At 76.4% G+C, this 22,240-nt stretch carries 16 protein-coding genes; 10 read left to right on the forward strand and 6 right to left on the reverse strand.

From position 1 onward, the window contains the following. Positions 1-163: 163 nt before the first annotated feature. Together ACZ7JZ_RS34750 and ACZ7JZ_RS34755 are read right to left on the reverse strand one after the other, a co-directional pair. On the reverse strand, positions 164-400 hold the full coding sequence (locus ACZ7JZ_RS34750; protein ID WP_470946832.1) for a hypothetical protein: 237 nt from the start codon (positions 398-400) through the stop codon (positions 164-166). 20 nt (positions 401-420) lie between these two features. Next, complete coding sequence (locus ACZ7JZ_RS34755) at positions 421-2,427, reverse strand: 4-alpha-glucanotransferase (protein ID WP_470946834.1); 2,007 nt, start codon at positions 2,425-2,427, stop codon at positions 421-423. 240 nt (positions 2,428-2,667) lie between these two features. Here ACZ7JZ_RS34755 and ACZ7JZ_RS34760 point away from each other — a divergent pair, with 240 nt between their 5' ends. After that, complete coding sequence (locus ACZ7JZ_RS34760; RefSeq protein WP_470946836.1) at positions 2,668-5,784, forward strand: beta-N-acetylglucosaminidase domain-containing protein; 3,117 nt, start codon at positions 2,668-2,670, stop codon at positions 5,782-5,784. Between the two features lie 81 nt (positions 5,785-5,865). Here ACZ7JZ_RS34760 and ACZ7JZ_RS34765 read toward each other — a convergent pair whose 3' ends face one another. Beyond that, a complete protein-coding gene (locus tag ACZ7JZ_RS34765) occupies positions 5,866-6,402 on the reverse strand; it encodes an HNH endonuclease (protein WP_470946839.1) in 537 nt (178 codons plus the stop codon). Positions 6,403-6,661: 259 nt separating this feature from the next. Here ACZ7JZ_RS34765 and ACZ7JZ_RS34770 point away from each other — a divergent pair, with 259 nt between their 5' ends. From ACZ7JZ_RS34770 to ACZ7JZ_RS34805, 8 genes are all read left to right on the forward strand, one after another. After that, on the forward strand, positions 6,662-7,750 hold the full coding sequence (locus ACZ7JZ_RS34770; protein ID WP_470946842.1) for a mechanosensitive ion channel family protein: 1,089 nt from the start codon (positions 6,662-6,664) through the stop codon (positions 7,748-7,750). Positions 7,751-8,297: 547 nt separating this feature from the next. Beyond that, positions 8,298-9,668: a hypothetical protein gene (locus ACZ7JZ_RS34775; protein WP_470946845.1), complete on the forward strand. Its 1,371-nt coding sequence runs from the start codon at positions 8,298-8,300 to the stop codon at positions 9,666-9,668. A 7-nt stretch (positions 9,669-9,675) separates the two neighbouring features. Continuing rightward, on the forward strand, positions 9,676-10,704 hold the full coding sequence (locus tag ACZ7JZ_RS34780) for a glutamate ABC transporter substrate-binding protein (protein WP_470946847.1): 1,029 nt from the start codon (positions 9,676-9,678) through the stop codon (positions 10,702-10,704). Between the two features lie 44 nt (positions 10,705-10,748). Next, on the forward strand, positions 10,749-12,071 hold the full coding sequence (locus tag ACZ7JZ_RS34785; RefSeq protein ID WP_470946849.1) for a coiled-coil domain-containing protein: 1,323 nt from the start codon (positions 10,749-10,751) through the stop codon (positions 12,069-12,071). Further along, the gene (locus tag ACZ7JZ_RS34790; RefSeq protein WP_470946852.1) at positions 12,068-15,052 is read left to right on the forward strand and encodes a serine/threonine-protein kinase; all 2,985 of its coding nucleotides are present in this window, start codon (positions 12,068-12,070) and stop codon (positions 15,050-15,052) included. The genes ACZ7JZ_RS34785 and ACZ7JZ_RS34790 overlap by 4 nt, the downstream gene beginning before the upstream one ends. A 3-nt stretch (positions 15,053-15,055) precedes the next feature. Further along, positions 15,056-16,651 carry a protein phosphatase 2C domain-containing protein gene (locus ACZ7JZ_RS34795; RefSeq protein ID WP_470946855.1) on the forward strand — a complete coding sequence of 532 codons (1,596 nt, stop codon included), beginning with the start codon at positions 15,056-15,058 and terminating at the stop codon, positions 16,649-16,651. Positions 16,652-16,730: 79 nt separating this feature from the next. Continuing rightward, the gene (locus tag ACZ7JZ_RS34800) at positions 16,731-18,107 is read left to right on the forward strand and encodes a vWA domain-containing protein (RefSeq protein WP_470946858.1); all 1,377 of its coding nucleotides are present in this window, start codon (positions 16,731-16,733) and stop codon (positions 18,105-18,107) included. 47 nt (positions 18,108-18,154) lie between these two features. Then, a complete protein-coding gene (locus tag ACZ7JZ_RS34805) occupies positions 18,155-19,378 on the forward strand; it encodes an FHA domain-containing protein (RefSeq protein WP_470946861.1) in 1,224 nt (407 codons plus the stop codon). A 10-nt stretch (positions 19,379-19,388) separates the two neighbouring features. Here the strand turns inward: ACZ7JZ_RS34805 and ACZ7JZ_RS34810 are convergent, their stop codons facing one another. Next, entirely contained in the window at positions 19,389-20,453 is a 1,065-nt protein-coding gene (locus ACZ7JZ_RS34810) for a methyltransferase domain-containing protein (RefSeq protein WP_470946863.1), read from the reverse strand. Between the two features lie 125 nt (positions 20,454-20,578). Here ACZ7JZ_RS34810 and ACZ7JZ_RS34815 point away from each other — a divergent pair, with 125 nt between their 5' ends. Beyond that, positions 20,579-20,983: a globin gene (locus ACZ7JZ_RS34815; protein ID WP_470946866.1), complete on the forward strand. Its 405-nt coding sequence runs from the start codon at positions 20,579-20,581 to the stop codon at positions 20,981-20,983. A 56-nt stretch (positions 20,984-21,039) separates the two neighbouring features. Here ACZ7JZ_RS34815 and ACZ7JZ_RS34820 read toward each other — a convergent pair whose 3' ends face one another. After that, positions 21,040-21,774, reverse strand: a complete 735-nt coding sequence (locus ACZ7JZ_RS34820) for a DUF8010 domain-containing protein (RefSeq protein ID WP_470946868.1) — start codon at positions 21,772-21,774, stop codon at positions 21,040-21,042. Next, positions 21,771-22,238, reverse strand: coding sequence for an acyl-CoA thioesterase (locus ACZ7JZ_RS34825; protein ID WP_470946870.1), 468 nt, complete (start codon positions 22,236-22,238; stop codon positions 21,771-21,773). Before ACZ7JZ_RS34825 ends, ACZ7JZ_RS34820 begins: the two co-directional genes overlap by 4 nt. Positions 22,239-22,240 lie beyond the last annotated feature (2 nt).

Here is a 22,240-nt window from a genome sequence, read left to right on the forward strand (position 1 = left end):
CGAGCCGGGGGAGATCCGACGGACCGGCAGGGTGGAGGAGACCACCAGCGAAACAGCCGCGAGGCTCCGGGATCCTCGCCCCCGCGCTGCGGTACGGACCTCCGGCGCCCTGCCGGAGAAACGAAGGCCGGCCTCCGGGGTCGCCCCCGGGGCAGTACCCGGATCAGCCCTGCGGCTGCTTGCGGGACTTGTCGCCGACCATCACGAGGCCCGCGATCACCAGGAACAGCACGATCGGCGCGGCAACGAACAGCCCGAGCGTCTCGGCCACACTCAGGCGGGGGGCCGGATCGTCGCCGTCGTCGCGGGTCAGCGCGAGGGCGGGAGACGTCATCAGCATCATCATCAGCGTCGTTCCGGCCGTGACGGCGCCGGCGCGCAGAGCGTTCTTCTTGTCCACGGTGCAAACGTAGCGAACACCTAATCGGCCCGCGCGCCCGGGGGTGCCGTACGGGGTGCGCCGCCCGGATCGCCACCCGTCCGCAGGGCCGCCATCAGGGCGTTCAGCCGCTCGGAGGCGGCGAGCTGCGCCAGGGTGACCGGACGGCCGGCGGCATCGGACACCGGAAGCCGCCAGTTGGGGTACTGGTCCCAGGTGCCGGGGAGGTTCTGCGGGCGGCGGTCGCCCACGGCGTCCGGCAGCCAGACCCCCACCAGCCGGGCCGGGGTGCGCAGCAGGAACCCGTACAGGGACCGTACGGCCGCCTCCTCGTCCGCCACGTCGAAGCCGAGGCCCTCCAGGGTGCCGAGCCATTCGGCGGTCTCGGCGGCGTCGGCGGCCCGCTCCTCCGCGAGCGGGCGGGCCAGCAGCCCGAGGCGCCCGCGCAGTTCGATGTGCTCGCCGGTCAGGCGGGCGGCCGTGGGCGGCAGGTCGTGGGTGGTGACCGTGGCCAGGCAGTCGGCCCGCCACTCGGCGGGGGCCAGCGGCCGCCCGCCGCCCTCCCAGTCCCGCTCGAACCACAGCACGGAGGTGCCGAGCACCCCGCGCCGGGCCAGGGTCTCGCGGACCCCCGCCTCGACCGTGCCCAGGTCCTCTCCGATGACCACCGTCCCCGCCCGGTGCGCCTCCAGGACCAGGATCGCGAGCATGGCCTCGGCGTCGTAGGAGACGTACGCGCCCTCCGTGGGCGGGGCGCCCGGCGGGATCCACCAGAGCCGGAACAGACCCATCACGTGGTCGATGCGCAGGGCGCCCGCGTGCCGCAGCAGCCCGCGCAGCAGCTCGCGGTAGGGCGCGTAACCGGAGGCGGCCAGGGCGTCGGGCCGCCAGGGCGGCAGGCCCCAGTCCTGCCCGCGGGCGTTGAAGGCGTCGGGCGGGGCGCCGACGGACATGCCCGCGGCGTAGTTCCCGGGGTGCACGCGGACGTCGGCGCCCTCCGGGTGGACCCCGACGGCGAGGTCGTGGACGAGGCCGACGGCCATGCCGGCGGTGCGGGCGGCGGCCTGGGCGGCGGCGAGCTGGGTGTCCGTCAGCCAGACCAGCCAGCGGTGGAAGTCGGTGCTCCCGGGGGCGCCCGCGGCCTCGGCGCACCAGGCGGCGTACGCGTCGAGGGCCGGGCCCTGCCCGTCCCGGAAGGCCCGGTAGGCGGCCTCGCGGCCGGGGCTGCGCGGGACGGCGTACAGCAGCTCCAGTGCGGCCCGCTTGAGCTCCCAGACGGCGTCCCGGTCGATCAGGGCGCCGTCCTCCAGCACGGCCCGGCGCAGGCCGGCCCCGCGGGCGGCGAGGTCCGCCAGGGCGCGGCGGCGGCCCGGGTCGCCCGCGGCGGTCTGCTCCGCGTACTCCGGCAGGTCCTCGATGCACAGGTGGACGGGGTCCGGGAAGCGCCGGGAGGAGGGGCGGTACGGGGAGGGGTCGGTCGGGGTGCCGGGCACGGCCGCGTGCAGCGGGTTGATCTGGACGAACCCGGCGCCGTGGGCGGCGGCGGCCCAGGCGGCGAACTCGCCGAGGTCCCCGAGGTCGCCCATGCCCCAGGAGCGGTCCGTGAGCAGGGAGTAGAGCTGGACGAGGAAGCCGTGCGCCCGGCCGGCGGGGGCGGGGGCGCGGGGCGGGGCGACGACCAGCGTGGCGGCGGCGCGGCGGCCGTCGGGGGCCAGGGCCTCGATCCGGTGCACCCCGTGCGGCAGACCCGGGCCCCAGTCCGCCTCTCCCCCGCCCTCCAGGCGGACCGGCAGGCGGGTGCCATCGGGGAGCCGGGCGAGGGCGGCGGGCGGAGCGTCGCCGGACCACTGCACGACCGTGGCGGGCAGCAGGCGGTCCGCCGCCGCGCAGTCGAGCGCGGACCGCAGCCGCTCCGGGGTCGAGGCGTCGACCCCCAGGGCGGCGAGCACCGCGAGGACGGTCCGGTCGGACACCTGGACGGTGACGTCCTGCGAGGGCGAGTACGAGGTGGCCACCCCGTGCATCGCCGCGAGCCGGGCAAGGCTCATCGGCACCTCTGTGCTTCGTGGTTGCGGGTGCACGGGCGCGGCGCGGCCGGGCCGTGCGAAACGGGAACACCTGGGACAACACAGCCCTACCCATCCCGTCGCACGGCATTCACCGCCAACATGATCAAAAACTCCGGGCATAGCGGGCACAACGGCCGCGCTCATTGACACTTACGCCGTACGGGTGGTGGGCTCTGGTCGGTTCGGACGAGCGGGGGACGACTCAATCCAGGAGGCTTCGTGCACTTCAGGGGCAGGAAGCGGACCACGGCCGCGGCGGCCGCCGTCATCGGCGGACTGCTCGCCGGCGGGCTCTCCGGCGCCGCCGGCGTGCTGGCCGCGCCCGCCCCGGGGCCGACGGCGGGTCAGACCCCGCCCGCGGCCGGGGAGTCCGGGCCGGGGGCGGCGGGAGCCGGTGCCCGGGCCGACGCGGAGAGCGCGGCGCAGGCCGCAGCAGGCGCAGGGGGCACGGCGGGTACGGCCGCGGCGGCCGCCGCCTCCGGGACCGCCGCCCGCGCCGGGGGCGTCCCGCCCGTCTGGCCCCGGCCGCAGTCCCTGACCCCCGCGGGCAGGCCCGTGCCCCTGGGCGCCGAGGCGGTGCTCGTCGCCCCCGCCGACGCCGACCCGCACGCGCTGGCCGCGCTGCGCGCGGTGCTGCGCTCCGCCGGGGTCCGCACCCTGCACGAGCGCTCCCCGCTGGCCCCGCTGCCCGCGCGCGGCACCGTGGTGCGCGTCCAGGCCCCCGCCGAGGAGGCGCTGCGGGCGCTCGGCGCGGCCGAGGCCGGGGACCTGCCCGCGGGCGGCTACCGGCTGGCGGCCGGACGGCACGCGGGCCGGGACACCGTCGCCCTGTCCGGCACCGGCCTGGACGGCCTCTTCCACGCCGTCCAGACCCTCCGTCAGCTCGCCGCGGGCGGCAGCGTCCCGGGCGTGCGCGTGCGCGACTGGCCCGCCGCCGCGGTCCGCGGCACCACCGAGGGCTTCTACGGGCACCCCTGGACCCGCGAACAGCGGCTCGCACACCTGGGCTTCATGGCGGCGACCAAGCAGAACCGCTACCTGTACGCCCCCGGTGACGACCCGTACCGCACCGCGCGCTGGCGCGAGGAGTACCCGGCCGCGCAGCAGGAGGACTTCCGGGCGCTGGCGCAGGCGGCCCGGGCCGGGCACGTGGTGCTCGGCTGGGCGGTGGCCCCCGGGCAGACCATGTGCCTGTCCTCCGCCGAGGACCGCGAGGCCCTGCTGCGCAAGGTCGACGCGATGGCGGACCTGGGCTTCCGGGCCTTCCAGCTGCAGTTCCAGGACGTCAGCTACAGCGAGTGGGGCTGCCGGGCGGACCGGCGGAAGTACGGCCGCGGCCCCGGGGCCGCAGCGCGCGCCCATGCGGAGCTGGCGGATGTGCTCGCCGCGCACCTGGCCCGCCGCCACCCGGGGGCGGAGCCGCTGTCGGTGGTGCCGACGGAGTACTACCAGGAGGGTGCCACCCCGTACCGCACCGAGCTGGCGCGGGCCCTCGACGCGCGCGTGCAGGTGGCGTGGACGGGTGTGGGCGTGGTGCCGCGGACCATCACCGGGCCGGAGCTGGCGGACGCGCGGGAGGTGTTCGGGCACCCGCTGGTGACCATGGACAACTACCCGGTCAACGACTACGCGCAGGACCGGCTGTTCCTCGGCCCGTACACGGGCCGCGCGCCGGCCGTGGCCAACGGCTCGGCCGCCCTGCTGGCCAATGCCATGCCCCAGGCCACCGCCTCCCGCATCCCCCTGTTCACGGCCGCCGACTTCGCCTGGAACCCGCGCTCCTACCGCGCCGGCGAGTCCTGGCGGGCCGCCCTGGACGCCCTGGCCGACGGGGACGCGAAGGCCGGCGCGGCCCTCGGCGCGCTGGCCGGGAACACCTCCTCCTCGGTGCTGGACTCCGGCGAGTCCGCGTACCTGCGGCCCCTGCTGGCCGCGTTCTGGCAGACCCGCGGCGGTACGGACCGGGCCGCCCGGGACCGGGCGGCGGACCGGCTGCGCGCCGCCTTCACCGGCCTGCGCCGGGCCCGTGCGGACCTCGCCGGGACCGCAGGGGGCGCACTCGCCGCCGAGGCCGGGCCCTGGCTGGAGCGGCTCGACCGCTACGGGCGGGCCGGGGAACTGGCCGTGGACCTGCTGCGGGCCCAGTCCGCCGGGGACGGCGCCGCCGCCTGGCGGGCCGCGCTGGACCTGCGCGCCGCCCGTACGGCCCTGGAGTCCGGGGCCGGGGCGGCCACCGTCGGCAAGGGGGTGCTCGACCCCTTCCTCTCCCGGGCCGTACGGGAGGCCGACGCCTGGACGGGGGCGAGCCGCGCCGTCCCCGGCGCGGTGGCCCGCGACTCCGGCACGTACACCGTGCAGCTGGAACGGCCGCGTCCGGTGGAGGCCGTGACCGTGATGACGGATCCGGCCGGCCGGGCTTCCGGGCAGGTCACGGGCGATGCCGGGGCCCGGGCCGCCGTCGAGGCGCACGTACCCGGCGAGGGCTGGCGCACGATCGGCGAGGCCTCGCCCACCGGCTGGACCCAGACCGCCGCGGGCGGCGTGCGCGCGGATGCGCTGCGGCTGCGCTGGACCGGCGGCAGCGGCGCCCCGCCCGCCGTGCACCGGCTGGTGCCCTGGTTCGCGGACGAGCCCGCCGCGGGCTTCGAGCTGGGCGGCGGCGGGCGCGCGGACGCGGAGATCGGCGGGGGCGCTCAGCGGGTGGCGGCCGAGCTGTCGGGGCTGCGGCCCGGCCAGGTCGAGGGCGCGCTGTCGGCGAAGGCCCCGCACGGCATCGAGGTGAAACTGCCGCCGCGGGCCACCGTCCCGCGGGGCGCCCGGGTGTCCGTACCCGTGGAGGTGACCGTTCCGGAGGGCACGCCGGCGGGGGTGTACGAGGTGCCGGTGAGCTTCGGGGGCGAGTCCCGCACCCTGACCGTACGGGCCTTCCCGCGCACCGGCGGCCCCGACCTGGCCCGCGGCGCCCGGACCGCCTCCTCGGGGGACGAAACCCCGGACTTCCCGGCGGCGGCCGCCGCGGACGGGGACCCGGCGACCCGGTGGTCCTCCCCGGCGCAGGACGGGGCCTGGTGGCAGCTGGAGCTGGCGGCCCCGGCGCGGCTGGGGCAGGTCGTGCTGACCTGGCAGGACGCGTACGCCTCCGCGTACCGCATCGAGACCTCGGCCGACGGGCTGCACTGGAGGACGGCCGCGGTGGTCGCGGACTCCCGCGGCGGGCGCGAGTCGGTCCGGATGGACGAGCCCGGGGTGCGCTTCGTGCGGGTGGCCGCGGACCGGCGGGGCACGCGGTTCGGCGTGAGCCTGTGGTCGGTGGAGGCGTACGCGGTCGCCCCGTAGCCGCGCCCGGACGGGGCTGCGCGCACACGGGCGTACCCGGGCCCGCCGGGCGGCGGGGCCGGGTACGAGAAGGGCCCGGTCTCAGGCTGATACGCCGTCGATCCGGGCCACCGCGTCCTCCGCTCCGAACGGTTGGAGGTACGGCATCCAGCGCGGGTCGCGGTGGCCCGTGCCGATGATCCGCCAGGCCAGTCCCGAGGGCGGGGCCGGCGGGTGGCGCAGCCGCCAGCCGAGGTCGACCAGGTGCCGGTCGGCCTTGACGTGGTTGCAGCGGCGGCAGGCCGCGACCACGTTGTCCCAGACGTGCTGGCCCCCGCGGCTGCGCGGGATCACGTGGTCGACGCTGGTCGCCACGGCTCCGCAGTACATGCAGCGCCCGCCATCGCGCGCGAAGAGCGCGCGGCGGGTGAGAGGAACGGGCCCCCGGTAGGGGACCCGCACGAACCGCTTGAGCCGAACCACGCTGGGCGCGGGGAGGGCTCTGGTGGCGCTGTGCAGGTAGGCGCCGCTCTCCTCGAGGGAGACCGCCTTGTTCTCCAGGACGAGGACGAGCGCGCGGCGGAGCGGTACGACGCCGAGCGGCTCGTACGACGCGTTGAGGACCAGGACGTGTGGCACGGGTGCCTCCTTGTACGCCGGCGGCGCGTGGCTCGCGCCGGGACGATCTGTTCTCAGTCTCCCCTCACCGCTGGTCGAAGCGCCACCACGGGTCCGTAACGGGCCGGGGGTGTTTTCGCCCACAGGCGGGCGGGCGCCGGGTGAGCCTGGTCTCTCCCCCCATCGGGGGAGCCGGGACGAGGGGGCGGCCCGGTTAGTGTGGTTGGCCTGCCCGCACACCCCTTCCGGCGGGCAGACATTGCACCTGGAGGTTCCCGTCGTGTCCTGGCCCGCCCCCCTGCCGGCCCTGGCTGCCCTCACGCCCGAGGCTCCGAACACGCTCCAAGAGGCCCACGAGAGCGCCACGAACGCCGCGAGCTTCGTGGAGGAGAACTGGGCCAGCTGGCTGAACGTCGGCCTGAAGATCCTGCTGATCATGGTGATCGCCGGCGTGCTGCGCTCGGTGGTCCGCAAGGCCATCACCAAGCTCATAAGCCGGATGAACCGCAGTGCGGAGGCCGTGGAGGGCACCGCACTCGGCGGTCTCCTGGTCAACGCCGAGCGGCGGCGCCAGCGCTCCGAGGCCATCGGCTCGGTACTGCGCTCGGTGGCCTCCTTCGTGATCCTCGGCACCGCCGGGCTGATGGTGCTGGGCGCCCTCCAGATCAACCTGGGCCCGCTGCTGGCGAGCGCCGGTGTGGCCGGTGTGGCCATCGGTTTCGGCGCCCGCAACCTGGTCACGGACTTCCTCTCGGGCGTCTTCATGATCCTGGAGGACCAGTACGGAGTGGGCGACAAGGTCGACGCCGGGGTCGCCTCCGGCGAGGTCGTCGAGGTCGGCCTGCGGGTCACCAAGCTGCGCGGGGACAACGGCGAGATCTGGTACGTCCGCAACGGCGAGGTGAAGCGGATCGGGAACCTCAGCCAGGGCTGGGCCACCGCGGACGTGGACGTGCAGGTCAGGCCGAGCGAGGACCTCGGGAAGGTCCGCGCGGTCATCGAGGAGGTGGCCGAGACCATGGCCAAGGAGTCCCCCTGGGACGAGCGGCTGTGGGGTCCGGTGGAGGTGCTGGGCCTGGACGAGGTGCTGCTGGCCTCGATGACCGTGAAGGTGTCCGCGAAGACGATGCCCGGTCAGCAGTTCTCAGTGGCGCGCGAGCTGCGCTGGCGGATCAAGCAGGCCTTCGACGAGGCGGGCATCCGGATCGTCGGCGGCGTGGGCGCCGCGGACGACGACGCCCCGGCCGCGGACCCCTCCGCGGCGGTGGCCCCGCCCTCGGCGCTGGCCAACCCGGCCTCGCCGCAGTCCCTGGCCACCACCCCGATCCCGCCGCCCGTCTCCGGCGGCGGCACCCGGCTGTCGAAGTAGCGCCCGCAGGCGCTGCGGCCCCGCGCCCCCGTCCGGACCCCCAGCGGTCCGGGCGGGGGCGCGGCCGTTTCCGTTTCCGTGTCGGTTTCCGTTTCCGTGTCGGTTTCCGTTTCCGTTTCCGTACGGGGCCGGGGCTCAGGCCCTCCGAAGGGTGTGTGGTCTCTTCGGGTGAACCGGGCGGCGGCTGGGCAGGTAGGGAACCGTGGGAGGGGCCCCGTGCGTATAGACGGGGAAGGACCGGCGGGGCGGACGGCTGCGGGAGCGGCCGTGGCGGCCCCGGAGGGTCCGCAAGGGGTTCGGGAGGGGTTCGGGGAGGGGCCGGGAGGGCCCGGGCAGGCGTCCGGGGTCGGGGAGGAGCCGGGTAGGGCGGATCGGCAGGGGACGATCCGGCACGATCGAGACAGCGATGCTGTGCATGTCGGCCACGGCGGCCATACTGCTGGCCGGGCCTGCGGCTTGAGCGCCGCAGGCCGGTGCGGCGCCGCGGCAGCGCGGCACCGGGCAGGCGTCCGCCGTCCGCGACCCAGGGGGAGGTCAGGTGACATACGTGTCGAGCGCGCCTTCGGTCGCGCCCGGGAGCGGGGGGCATCCGCCGCCACCGCCGCCGAAGCGGCGCAGCGCGTGGGCGGAGGGCACGGAGCGGCTGCGGGCCGCGGCGACCACCGAGCCCGGCCGGCTGCGCATCATCGGGGCCGTACTGGCCGCGCTGGTGGTGCTGTTCGGCTCGGTGACGGCCTGGCAGGTCGCGGACCGCTCGGCCGCCGCGGACGACGTGGTCAACCGCAGCCAGCCGCTGAGCGCGGACGCGGCCAGCATCTACCGCTCGCTGGCGGACGCGGACACGGCCTCCTCCAGCGGGTTCCTGTCCGGCGGCCGGGAGTCCAGCGCCCTGCGCGAGCGGTACCTGAAGGACATCGGCAACGCCTCCCGGCTGCTGGTGAAGGCCGCGGCCAACACCCAGGGGTCGGAGCAGTCCCGCCGGGAGATAGCCCTGCTGGGCGAGGAGCTGCCGCGCTACACGGGCCTGATCGAACAGGCGCGGGCCAACAACCGCCAGGGCCTCCCGCTGGGCGGCGCGTACCTGCGCTACGCGAACACGCAGATGAGCACGAAGCTGCTGCCCGCGGCGCAGCGGCTGTACGAGGCCGAGACCGGCCGGCTGTACCGGGACTACGCGCAGGCGGACCGCTGGCCGGCCGCCGCCCTGGCCGCCGGGCTGCTGGCGATAGGGGTGCTGGCCTGGGCCCAGCGGCGCAACTACCGCCGGACGAACCGCGTGTTCAACCACGGCCTGCTGGCGGCCACGGCGGCGTCCGTGGTGGTGCTGCTCTGGCTGGCGGTGGGGCACGGTCTGGCCCGGTCGGGCCTGGGCGAGTCCCGTACGGCCGGGCAGGCCTCGCTGAAGGTGCTCAACGACGCCCGGATCAGCTCGCTCCAGGCCCGGGCGAACGAGAACCTCACCCTGGTGTCGCGGGGCGCGGTGCTCGCGGCGGACAAGAAGTCCGACAAGTACGACGTGGACTACCTGAGCGCCATGACCGAGCTCGACGGCGGGCTGGAGCGGGCGAGCCGGCTGGCGGACGACCCGGAGGGCTCCGCCCCGGTGGCGCGGGCCATGACGGCCGTACGGGAGTGGCAGGCGCGGCACCAGGCGGCGCGGGCCACGGACGTGTCGGGCGACTACGAGGGCGCGCTGGTGCAGGTGATCGGCGGCAAGGACAGCACGGGGGCCTCCTTCGACAAGGTGGACGCGGCCCTGGAAGAGGCACTGGCCCACGAGCAGGCGGAGTTCGCGCGCGCGGCCCGTGACGGCGTGGGCGCTTTCGGCGGCCTGGTGGCGGGGGCCGCCGCCCTGGCCGTACTGGGCGCGGTCGCCGCGCTGCTCGGCATCGGACGCCGGCTTTCGGAGTACAGGTGAGATGCGGATGAGGGCGGGGCGGGACGGGGCGGACCGGGAGTCCGGGGCCGGGCGGCGGCTGCGCGGCTGGGGCGGGGTGACGGGCATGGCCCTGGCCTGCGTGCTGACGGCCGGGGCGGTGCTGGTGCCGCTCCAGCGGGAGACCGCCGGACCGGCCGGGGAGGCGGCCGCCTCCCCGGGGACCTCGGTGGTGGTCAGGGCGCCCGGGGAGGCGGCCGAGGGCGAGGACACCTGCGAGGACCCGGAGGCGAGCCTGCCCCCGTCGGCGGCCGGCGGCCCGGCCATCGACCGGATCAAGGCGGCCGGAAAGCTGATCGCAGGCATCGACCAGAACAGCTACCGCTGGGGCTACCGCAATCCGGCCACGGGCCGGCTGGAGGGCTTCGACATCGACCTGGTGAAGGCCATCGCGAAGGACATCCTGGGCGACGAGAACGCCGTCATCTACCGGGCCATCCCGACCAGCCAGCGGATCCCCGCCCTGAAGGAGGGCCGGGTGGACGTGGTGGTGCGGACGATGACCATCAACTGCAAGCGCCTGGAGGACGTGGCCTTCTCGACGGCGTACTTCGAGACGGGCCCGCAGGTGCTCGTCCCCAAGGGCTCCCCGATCACGGGGTACGACTCCTCCCTGAAGGGCCGCAGGATCTGCTCGGCGAGCGGTTCGACGGCGGAGACGGCGCTGAAGGCCAACTCCTTCGGCGCGGACATCTCGACGACCGTGCCCAACCAGCTGGACTGCCTGGTGCGGCTCCAGCTCGGCGAGGTGGACGGCATGGTGACAGACAACGCCCTCGCGGCGGGCCTGGCCGCGCAGGACCCGGGGGTGCGCGTGGTGGGCCGCCCGTTCGCCAGGGAGTTCTACGGCGTGGCCATGAAGAAGGAGTCCCCGGACCTGGTGCGCCGGGTCAACAAGGTCCTGGACGGGTACCGGCAGGGCGGGGACGGCAGCCCCTGGATGACGGCCTACCGTAAGTGGCTGGCCGCAGACCTCCCGGGCATCAGCGGGCCCCCGGCCCCGAAGTACCGCTCGTAGCGGGGCGGGTGCGGATGTTGGAACCAACGGCAGAGAGGCTACCGATGGCCGGTACGGGACCTATTCCCGCCTCCGCGGACGGCTCCGCGGTCCCCGTGATGGACCGGGACGGGGTCGACCGTGCGCTGGCCCGGCTGGCGGCCGAGCACGAGGCCGTCGAGACCTCCCTGCTCGCGCTCCAGGACCACGCCGGGCGCCGCCTCCTGGAGGGCGCCGAGCTGACCGGGACCACCCGCGAGCGCTGGGCGGTCACGGAGGCGGCCGTGACCCGGCTGTGGACGTACTTCGACGCGTACAGCGACGCCCTGAAGGAGGCCCGGGAGATCCGCGAGCGGCGGCGCTGGCTCGCCCGGGAGGACCTGGTCGAGCTGACCGAGCGGCTGCGCGGGGCGGGCGTGACCGTCGCGGGCGGCGGGGCGGAGGGCTCGGCGCTGGCCGAGCGGTTCACCCTGGCCGGGCTGGTCGCGCGGATGAACGACCTGTACGCGAGCTCCCTGGACATGGTGGTGGCGGCGGACTCGGTGTGGTCGGCGCTGCCCGCCCGCATCGACCTGCTCTCCGCCGAGCTGCACCGCACCCGCTCGCTCGCGCACTCGGTCGGGGTGCGCCCCGGCGAGCACCCCTCGGGGGACGACCTGGAGTCGATCACCCGTGAGCTGACCGCGCTGCGGGCCGAGGTGATCGCGGACCCGCTGGCCTTCTGGCAGCCCGCGGCCGGCAGCGCCGCCCCGGGCGGGGGCCGTCCCGACACCGCCCGGTACGACCGGGCCGCCCGCGCGCTGGAGGAGGTGCGCCGGGAGATCGGGGCCGTGCTCGCCGTCCGCCAGGACGCCGAGGCGCGGCTCGTGGGCCTGCGGGACGTGCTCTCGCGGGCGGACCGGACCCTGGCGGAGGCGCGGACCGCCCGCGGCGAGGTGCTGGCGAAGATCGCCGCCTCGGAGGTGCCGGCGGTCAGCGGTCCGCCCACGGCCCTCCAGGAGCAGCTGTCCGCGGCGGCGGAGTACCGCCGGACCGCCCAGTGGCACCGGCTCTCCCCGCTGCTGGAGTCGCTGGAGCAGCGGGCGGAGGAGGAGCTCCTGCGGGCCCGCGAGTCCCTGACGGCGGTTACCGCCCCGCTGGCCGTCCGCGCCGAACTGCGCGGCCGGCTCGACGCCTACCGCGCGAAGGTGGCCCGGCACGGGCTGGCGGAGGACCTGTTCCTGACGGAGCGGTACGACACCGCGCGCCGGATGCTGTGGAGCGCCCCGTGCGACCTGCGGGCGGCGGAGCAGGCCGTGCTGCGCTACCAGCAGGCGGCCGTCGAGATGCTGGTCCCGGGGCAGTACGCGCCGCAGGACCGGCCGAGCGGACCGGAGGAGGGCGCATGAGCGCGATGCCGGCGGCCGGCGCGGGGACCGCGTGCCGGCGCCCGGAGTGCCCGGGCAGCTACGAGGACATGGGCGGCGGGGAGCTGTACTGCGGGACCTGCGGGCTGGCCCCGGCCGGCGGGGCGGGCGGGGCGGACGACCTCGTCTCACCGCCGACGGGCATGACCTCGGCGGCCCGCGGAGCCCGCGGCTCGCAGGAGTCACAGGGCTCGCGGGGCTCGCAGAGATCTCAGGGCTCGCAGGGGTCCCAGGCCTCGCAGGGCTCTCAGGGGTCGGCGCGCGGATCGGCCTCGGCGCGGTCCTCCCGCTCCTCCCGGTCGTCGAGTTCCCACCGCTCGGTGTCCGGCCGCCTCTCCCGCTCCCTGACCGGCGCCTCCTCCACCCGCTCGGTGTCCGTGCGCAGTTCGCGGACGACGGCGCAGCTGTCGGGGCGGGCCCGGCTCGGCGCGGGCCTGGTGTCCGTGCCCGAGGTGCCGCGCCCGGACCCCTCGGCGGCGGTGCTGGAGAACCCGGAGGTCCCGGAGCGCAAGCGGTTCTGCTCGCGCGCCGACTGCGGGGCGCCCGTGGGCCGTTCGCGCGGGGACCGGTCCGGGCGCACCGAGGGCTTCTGCACCAAGTGCGGCCACCCGTACTCCTTCGTGCCGAAGCTGCGGCCGGGGGACGTGGTGCACGGCCAGTACAAGGTCGCCGGCTGCCTCGCGCACGGCGGGCTGGGCTGGGTGTACCTCGCGGTGGACCGGGCCGTGTCCGACCGCTGGGTGGTCCTCAAGGGCCTGCTGGACACCGGGGACCAGGACGCCATGGCCGCGGCCATCTCGGAGCGCCGCTTCCTCGCGGAGATCGAGCACTCCAACATCGTGCGGATCTACAACTTCGTCGAGCACCTCGACCACCGCACGGGCTCGCTCGACGGCTACATCGTCATGGAGTACGTGGGGGGCAAATCGCTCAAGGAGATAGCCAACGAGCGGCGCCGGCCCGACGGGCGGCGCGACCCGCTGCCGGTGGAGCAGGCCTGCGCGTACGGGATCGAGGCCCTGGAGGCCCTGGGCCACCTGCACAGCCGCAGGCTCCTGTACTGCGACTTCAAGGTGGACAACGCCATCCAGCAGCAGGACCAGCTCAAGCTGATCGACATGGGCGCGGTCCGCAGGATGGGCGACGACGAGTCCGCTCTGTACGGCACGGTGGGCTACCAGGCCCCCGAGGTCGCGGAGCTGGGCGCCTCGGTGGCCTCCGACCTGTACACCGTCGGGCGCACCCTCGCCGTGCTGACCTTCGACTTCCAGGGCTACACGAACGTCTTCGTGGACAGCCTGCCGGACCCGGAGCACATCGAGGTCTTCCGCCGGTACGAGTCCTTCTACCGGCTGCTGGTCCGGGCCACGGACCCGGATCCGGCGCAGCGGTTCGCCTCCGCCCAGGAGATGGCGGAACAGCTGACAGGGGTGCTGCGCGAGGTCGTGGCCCTCCAGACCGGGCGGCCGCGGCCGCAGCTGTCCACGGTGTTCGACGCCGAGCTGCGGGTGCCGGACACGGGCCTGTTCGCGGAGCTCGGCGGGGCCGAGGTCTCGCAGCTGGGGGCCCGGTCGGCGCCGGTCCCCCGGGGGCTGCTGGGGCGGGTGCTGCGCGGGGGCCCGGGGGCGCGTCCGGCGGGCGGCGGGGCCGGCGGGACGGGTGGTGTCGGCGGTGCAGACGGTTCCGGGCTGCCCTCCGCGGGCGGTACGGGCGGCTCCGGCGGGGTGACCCCGGTGGTGGCCCCGGCGGCGGGGCGGCTGCCTGACCCGTACGCGGGGCCCGCGGCCGGGGAGTCCGCCGGATCCGGGGTGCACGCCCTGGGGACCACGGCGACGCACGTCTCCGCGGGGGGTCCGGCGGGCGGCGGGGCTGCCGTTCCCGCCGGATCCGCGACCCCTCGACCGTCCGGTTCGGCGTTCGGAACCACGTCCGGTGCGGTGTTCGGACCGCCTTCGTCCGCCGGTGCCGGCGTACCCGCGCCGCGCTCCCCCGGACAGCCGCTTCCCGGGGCCGGACCGGCGGCCCGGACCGCGCCGCTGCTGGCCCCGCTGGACGCCCGTACGACCGCCCTCGCGCTGCCCGTACCGCTCGTGGACCCCACCGACCCGAACGCCGGCTTCCTCGCCGGTCTGGCGGGCACCGGGGCCGCGGAGACCCTCGGGGCGCTGGCCGCCGCGCCCACCGACTCCGTCGAACTGCGGCTGCGCGAGCTGCGGGCCCGGCTGGAGCTGGACGAGCCGGCCGTCGCCGGTGCGGCCCTGGCCCGGCTGGAGGACTCGCATCCGGAGGACTGGCGGGTGGTCTGGTCCCGCGGGGTCACCGCCCTGGCCACCGGGGACGACGAGCTCGCGGCCCTGTCCTTCGACGCCCTGTACGACGCCTTCCCGGGCGAGCCCGCGCCCAAGCTGGCCCTCGGCTTCTGCGCTGAGGTCCTCGGCCAGCTGGACAACGCCTCGGAGTACTACCACCTGGTCTGGAGCACCGACCGGGGCTTCGTCAGCGCGGCGTTCGGACTGGCGCGGGTCCGGCTGGCCACCGGCGACCGGACCGGCGCGGTGGACGCCCTGGAGTCCGTACCGGAGTCGTCCATCCACTACACCGCGGCCCGGGTCGCCGCCGTGCGCGCCCGGCTGCGCAGCCGCCGCCCCGACGAGGACCTCCTCGCCGATCTGACGGCGGCCGCCGGACAGGTGGAAGCCCTGCGCGCACTCGGACTGGACGCCGTCCGGCACGAACGCCTGTCCACAGAAGTTCTGGGCACGGCCCTCGACTGGGTACTGTCGGGTAGCCGGGGTGCGAGCCCCGGCCGGACCTCGCTGCTCGGCAGCCAACTGGACGAGCAGGGGCTGCGTTTCGGCCTGGAACGCTCCTACCGCGTCCTGGCCAGACTGGCGCAGCGCGGCGAGGAGAGGATCGAACTGGTGGAACGGGCAAACCGTTTCCGTCCCCGAACGTGGGTGTGAGTGATGGCTCGGATGAATCGGCAGTCGGGCTGCCCCAGCTGTGCGGAGCCGCTGGACGAAGGCGATCTCTACTGCGGCCGCTGCGGCCATTCGGTCGCGGCTCCCCCGGTCCTCGAAGACCGCCCCACGATGCGCCTCACCCCGGCCTGGCCCGCCGCGGCCCCGCAGTGCCCGGCCGACGGCTCCGCCGTGTGGAGCCCCGACCCCGTCCCGGCGGCCCGCGCGGCCGGTTCGGCGGGCGGCGGTCCCGGCTGGGCCCCGGACCCGGCGGCCGGCGGCCTCCCGCAGCCCGGCCAGGGCGGCCCGGCCTGGGGCCCGCCCGGTCCCGCCGGCCCCGGCCCGGCCCCCGTACCGGCGGGGTCCCCCTCCGGCCAGGCCTCCGCGGCCGCCGCCGGAGGCCTGCCCCCGCACGGCCCCGCCTGGGGCCAGGACCACTCCTGGGACCGGCCCGCCGGCGATCCCGGTCCGCAGGCCGGGATCCGGTACGACGGCCCGGAGTACGCCGCCCAGCCCGGCCCGGGCCAGGACCCCGCACCGGGCCCGGAGCCGCTGCCCGGCCACGGGGCCGGACCGGTCGCAGGCCGCGACGAGCCCGCGCCGGGGTACGGGTCAGGAGCAGGGGACGCACCCGGCGCGGGGGACGGGCACGGGACCGTACCGCCCGCCGCTCCCTCGCCCGCTCCCAAGGCACCCGCGTACGGGGCGAAGACCTGTGTCGCCTGCCGGGCCGGCCGGGTGGACACGGACGGCTACTGCGAGCACTGCGGGCACGCCCAGCCCCGCGACCGGGACCACATGGAGGAGGAGCTCGGCACCGTGGCCGCCGTCAGCGACCGCGGGCTGCGCCACCACCGCAACGAGGACTCCTTCGCCGTCTCCGCAACCAGCCTCCCCGACGGCTCCACCGCCACGGTCGCCATCGTGTGCGACGGGGTCTCCTCGGCCAGCCGCCCGGACGACGCCTCCGCCGCCGCGGCCGCCGCGGCGAACGAGTCCCTCCTCGACTCCCTGCCCCGCGGCGCCGACCCCCGGCAGGCCATGCACGAGGCGATCTTCGCCGCGGCCGCCGCGGTCAACGCCCTGGCCCCGGAGGTCCCCGGCCACCAGAACGCCCCGGCCTGCACCCTGGTCGGAGCCGTGTCCATGACCGGCCTGCTGGTCATCGGCTGGGTCGGCGACAGCCGCGCGTACTGGGTGCCCGACGACCGCTCGACCCCCGCGGTCCGGCTCACCGAGGACGACTCCTGGGCGGCCCAGATGGTCGCGGCCGGACTGATGGGCGAGGCCGAGGCCTACGCCGACTCCCGGGCCCACGCCATCACCGGCTGGCTCGGGGCCGACGCGTACGAGCTCGACCCGCACACCGCCGCCTTCACGCCCGACCGGCCGGGGGTGGTCCTGGTCTGCACGGACGGGCTGTGGAACTACGCCGAGGCAGCAGCGGAGATGGAGCGGGTCCTGCCCGCCGACGCCGCCGCGCATCCGCTGCACAGCGCGCAGGTGCTGGTCGGGCACGCCCTGGACGGCGGCGGACACGACAACATCACCGTGGCGGTGCTGCCCGTACCGGCGCCGCTGCCGGGGCCGCCCGGCGCCTGAGCACCGGCACGGCCCGCACCCCCGGCCCGTCGACCCCGGCCGTCGCCCCCCACCCGTTGATCCCCGAGGAGCAGCCCGAATGGCCAATTTCGCCAAGCCCACCGCTCCGCGCTTCTCCGTGGAGGTGTACCAGAACGCCCACCTCCCCGAGGGCGGGCGCGAGGTCAACGCGATCGTGACCGTGCAGTCCACGGGCGGCGCCCGGCTGTCCGGCCACGGCGCGGCGGTACCGGCCGGGGCGGCGGGCGCGACCGGGGCGGCGGGCCCCGCGGGACCGGGCGCCGGCTCCGCGGTGGTGCTGATGGTCGACTGCTCGGGCTCCATGGAGTACCCGCCGGAGAAGATGCGGGGCGCCCGCGAGGCCACGGCCGCGGCCGTGGACGCCCTGCGCGAGGGCACGGCCTTCGCCGTGGTCGCCGGGACCCACGTGGCCAAGGACATCTACCCCGGCGGCGGCCGGCTCGCGGTGGCGGACCCCCGCACCCGCGCCGAGGCCAAGGCGGCCCTGCACCGGCTCCGCTCGGGCGGGGGCACCGCCATCGGCACCTGGCTGCGGCTGGCCGCCACGCTCCTCGCGGGCACGGACGCCCCGGTCCGGCACGGCATCCTGCTGACCGACGGGCGCAACGAGCACGAGAGCGCCGAGGACCTGGCCGCGGCCCTGGCCCACTGCGAGGGCCGGTTCACCTGCGACGCCCGCGGGGTGGGCTACGACTGGGAGGTCAAGGAGGTCACGGGCATCGCCTCCGCGCTGCTCGGCACCGCCGACATCGTCCCGGAACCGCACGGGCTGGCCGCGGATTTCACCGCCATGATGGAGACCGCGATGGGCAAGGCCGTGGGCGACGTGGCGCTGCGGCTGTGGACCCCCGTCGGCGCCGAGGTGCTCTTCGTGAAGCAGGTCGCGCCCTCCGTGGCGGACCTGACCCCGCGGCGTACGGAGGCCGGGCCGCGCGCCGGGGACTACCCCACCGGCTCCTGGGGCGACGAGTCCCGGGACTACCACGTGTGCGTGCGCGTCGCCCCGGCCGGACTCGGCCAGGAGATGCTGGCGGCCCGGGTCTCGCTCGTGGCGCCGGATCCGGCGGGCGGCCCGGCGGTCCCGCTGTCCCAGGGGCTGGTACGGGCGGTCTGGACCGACGATGTCGCCGTATCCACCGCCATCAACCCCCAAGTGGCGCATTACACAGGTCAGGCGGAGCTCGCGCGGGCCATCCAGCAGGGGTTGGATGCCCGTAAATCGGGAGATTTCGATGGCGCCACGGCGAAGCTGGGACGTGCCGTACAACTGGCGAGTGCGTCGGGGAACGAGGACACTGCCAAACTGCTGGCAAAGGTGGTCGACGTCGTCGACGCCGCGGCAGGTACTGTGCGGCTGAAGGCGAAGGTTACGGATGCGGACGAGATGACCCTCGAAACGCGATCCACCAAAACCGTTCGAGTGAAGAAGTCCTGAATTGCGGCCCCGCTGGGGGGCTGCCGGGGAGAGGGGGAAGGGCCGACATGCCGACCTGCCCAAACGGACACGCATCGGTCTCCGAGGACTGGTGCGAGGTCTGCGGCATCCGCATGGCCGGAGCGGGTGCGCCCACGGGCGCCACTCCTGCCCCACAGCCCTCCTACGGCTACGGCTTCCCGCCGGCGGGCGGAGAGCCCACCGCGCAGGCCGAGCTCTGCCCCCAGTGCCGGACCCCGCGCGAGGCCATGGCCCCGTTCTGCGAGGAGTGCCGGTACAACTTCCTCACCCGTAGCGGGGGCGGGTACGCCCCGCCCCCGCCCCACCTCGGCGGCCGCCAGCACCCCGGCGGCCCGCAGGCCCCGCAGCACCCCGGGGGCCCGCAGCACCCGGGCGCCCCGGGGCAGCCCGGGATGCCCGGCGGCCCGGGGACGCACGGCGGTCCCGGCGCCCCGCAGGGCGGTCCCGGCGCCCCGCAGGGCGGCCCCGGCGGGCACCTGCCCCCCGGGTTCCAGCCGCAGGGCCCCCGGCCCCCGCAGGACCCGTTCGAGTACCAGGGCTCCCGGCCCTCCCAGGTGAACCGGCCCGCCGAGCCGCTGGCCCCCGAAGGCGGCCCCGGCACGGGCCGCCCCTCGGGCCTGCACCCGAACGCGCCCGTGCTGCCCCCGCTGCCCGGCTTCGAGCAGCCCGGGCAGGCCCCGCAGCCGGGCCGCCCGCAGCCCCGCGGCCCGCAGGCCACCGGCGGCGACGACTGGCTGCTGCCCCCGCCCGGACCGCAGCAGACCGGCCAGCAGTACCCGGCGCACCCCGGCCAGCACGGCGGCCCCCACCAGGGCGGACAGCAGTCCTACCCCGGCCCGGGCGGCGGCAGCTGGTCGGCGACCGTCGGCCCCGACCGCGCGTACTTCATGGCGATGATGCACCGCAGCGGCCCCGAGGCCGCGGGCCTCAACCTGCCCGCCTACGCCCCCGAGCAGCACCTCGCGCTCACCGGCGGCCAGATCACCATCGGCCGCCGCCGGCACGCCACCGGCGAGACCCCGGACATCGACCTGTCGGTGCCCCCGGAGGACCCGGGCGTCTCGCACCAGCACGCCGTGCTCGTGCAGCAGCCCGACGGCAGCTGGGCCGTGGTGGACCAGAACTCCACCAACGGCACCACGATCAACGGCGGCGAGGAGCCCATCCAGCCCTACGTCCCCGTCCCGCTGGGCGACGGCGACCGGGTGCACGTCGGCGCCTGGACCACCATCACCATCCGGCGGGCCTGAGCCCGCCCGCTCATCCCGCCGGTTCGGACTCCCCCAGGGGCCATGCGTACGGCCCCTGGGGATCGTCCAGCCAGGCCCACTGGCCCTCCGGGCCCACGGTCACCCCGAAGCGCTCCCGCCCCGGGCGCCCCTCGTGCCGCCACAGGTCCAGGGCCTCGCGCGCCCCGAGCGCGCCCGCGGTCAGGGTCAGCATGAACTGGAAGCGGTCGTTCTCCAGCACGTCGTGCGGCAGCGCCGCGCCGTGTCCGGGCAGGTGCGCTCCCGGTACGGCCGCCCGCGCCACGCCCCCGCGCAGCGGCACGAAGTACACCGCCGTGGGCAGGAACCTCCCCTCCGCGAACTGCGCGTCCCGCACCCGCAGCGCGATCAGCCCCGTGGACAGCGGGGCCAGGATCCGCGCCCCGGGGCGGCACTGGGCGGGCCAGGCGGCGGGGACGTGGGGCAGGGTGCAGGTCGCGATGATCCGGTCGAACGGGGCCCGGCCGGGGCAGCCGAGCGCGCCGTCGGCGGTGGCCACGGCCGGGTGCCGGCCCAGCAGGGCGAGGTGGGCCCGCGCCGATTCGGTGATCTCGGGGTCCAGGTCCACGGTGGTGACCCGGTCGTCGCCGAGCCGGTGGCAGAGCAGGGCCGCGTTGTACCCCGTACCCGTACCGATCTCCAGCACCGCCTGCCCGTCCCGCACGTCCAGGGCCGTGAGCATCCTCGCCATCAGGGAGGGCTGGCTGCTGGAGGAGACGAGCTCGCCGTCGCGCAGCCGGGTGGCCAGCGGGGCGTCCGCGTACACCCCGCGCAGCCAGCGGGCCTGCCGGGCGGGGGCGGGGTCCTCGGCCCACAGCCGCTCGTGGCCGGCGCCGCGGGCCACGTAGTAGTACGGGACGAACAGGTGCCGGGGCACGGCCGCGAAGGCCGCCCGCCAGGCCGGGTCGTCCAGGACCCCGGCGGCGGTGAGCTCCCGCACCTGGGCGGTGTGCGCGGCGGTGCGCAGGTCGCGCAGCCCGGCGAGGGCTCCGCTCCTGCCGCCCGCGCCGCGCGCGGGTCCCGCGCCCCCGGGTCCGTCCGCGCTCCGTACCGCCATGAGTCCACTGTCCTGCGCGGCGGCTCGGGCCGCGAACGGTCGGGGCGGGCGGGGGTGGCCGGGAGGCCGGGGCGGGCGGTCCTAGGACCCGGGACCTCCGTCCGGGCGTCTGAGACGATGGTCGGGTGAATGAGAATCCGCGGGACACACTGCAGGAGCAGACCTTCTTCGAGCAGGTCGGCGGCGAGGAGACGTTCCGGCGCCTGGTCCGGCGCTTCTACCAGGGGGTGGCGCAGGACCCGCTGCTGCGCCCGATGTACCCGGAGGAGGACCTCGGGCCCGCCGAGGAGCGGTTCGCCCTCTTCCTGATGCAGTACTGGGGCGGTCCTACGACCTACAGCGACAACCGCGGCCACCCCCGGCTGCGGATGCGGCACGCGCCGTTCGTGGTGGACCGGGCGGCGCACGACGCGTGGCTCGCGCACATGCGGGACGCCGTGGACGAGCTCGGCCTCGCCCCGGAGCTCGAGGCGCAGCTGTGGCGGTACATGACCTACGCGGCCGCCTCGATGATCAACACCCAGGGCTGAGGGGAAACGACCAGGGGGCGTCCGGCGGACGCCCCCTGACGCATGTCCGGCCGGCCTCAGACGGGGCGGACCTGGAGGTCGCCGAGCCCGCCGCCGGGGCGCCGGGTGGCCACCGAGCCGTACGGGGTGCGCAGGCGCAGCCAGGAGCCGCTGGCGAACAGGGCCACGGACTGCTGCTCGGCGGCAGCCGGTGCCGCGCCGGCCGGTGCGGCGGGCGCGGTGGCCCGTACCGGCCGCAGGAAGCCCAGGGACTGCGCGGCGTGGACCGCGCGCAGCGGCAGCTCGGTCTCGCCCAGGGTCCGGGACCAGATCTCGCGGCCGATGCGGTCCCGCTCGGCGCGGGTGCGCCGGTCCGCGGGCAGGGCCTCGTCGCGGGCCCGGAACTCGGCCACGGCCGCGCCGACGACGGCGCGCATGGCCTCCGGCGCCGGCAGTCCGGGCAGCGGGCGCCAGCCGCCCCGGGGCGGGAGCACCCCGGCCCAGGGGGGTCCGGTGACCGCGTCCGGCACGGCGGCCGTGCCGGCGGCCTCGTCCACGGACTCCAGGAGCTCGCCCGCCGAGACCGTCCGGTCCAGGGGGACCTGCGCGGGGGCCGGTGCGAGGCGGGCCGTGCGGACCGCCAGCACCTCGAAGGAGGGCGGGCGGCCGAAGACCGCGAGGGCGCCGCCGCCTGCCTGCAGGCGGACGGCGGCCGCGCGGTCGTAGTGCACGAGCCGGCCCAGGAAGGCGGCGAGGTCCGCCGCCTCCCCGGTGTCGGCGAAGCGCAGCAGCGGGCCGGGGCTGGCCGTCATGCGGCGACGGCCCCCTCGGCGGGCCCGTCGGTGCCGGACGGCTCGTCCAGGTACTTCTCCAGGAAGTACCGCTCCTCGGCCGTGATCCGGCGGGGCCGGCCCTCGGCGAGGTTGTACGGCACGACGACGGTGGAGGCCTTCACGTAGACCTTCTCCGGCGCGTCCCCGGTCGCCTCGTCCTTGACCTCGTACCCGATCGTCAGGGACGCGGCGCCTATCCGGGTCACCCAGGACTCGATGAGGACCGGCTCGTGGCGGTGCAGGAGGGGCAGCTTGTAGTCGATCTCGTGGCGGGCCACTACGGACCCGCCCGTGAAGGACTCGCTGCCCTCGCCGGGCGCCAGCCGGAACATGAAGTCGATACGGGCCTCTTCCAGGTAGCGGAGGAAGACCACGTTGTTGACGTGCCCGAAGGCGTCCATGTCCGACCAGCGCAGCGGGCACCGGTAGATGTGACGGGCCATGC

The organism is Streptomyces sp. NPDC038213 (assembly GCF_055600495.1).